Annotated in this window: 2 pseudogenes; both read left to right on the top strand. The window is 60.7% G+C overall.

The annotated features are described in order from the left end of the window. Nucleotides 1–87, top strand: a pseudogene (locus tag JHD67_RS22185) (IS3 family transposase); the annotation flags it as partial. 40 nt (nt 88–127) lie between these two features. Beyond that, nucleotides 128–252, top strand: a pseudogene (locus tag JHD67_RS22180) (integrase core domain-containing protein); the annotation flags it as partial.

Genomic DNA, 252 nt, shown 5'->3' with positions numbered 1-252 from the left:
GACTGGATGTGGACGTACAATCACGACCGCCCGAACATGGCCCTGGGCGGATTTACACCAAAGCAACGGCTGGCCATGGCCGCTTAGTTTCTACTTCTGAGCCCCGTGGAAAACGGGGGGATTACCGGACAACGGCGCTGAATTCACTGCGACCAAGGTGATGCGCTGGTTGCGCGACGCCGCCATCGGACCCGCCTTCATTGCGCCGGGTAGCCCGTGGCAGAACGGCTTCGTCGAGAGTTTCAACGGCAA

It is taken from the genome of Dyella sp. ASV21 (genome assembly GCF_016428975.1).
Classification (GTDB): Bacteria; Pseudomonadota; Gammaproteobacteria; order Xanthomonadales; family Rhodanobacteraceae; genus Dyella.
The sequence above is the reverse complement of the archived record's forward strand: the minus strand, read 5'-3'. Positions and strand labels throughout refer to the sequence as shown.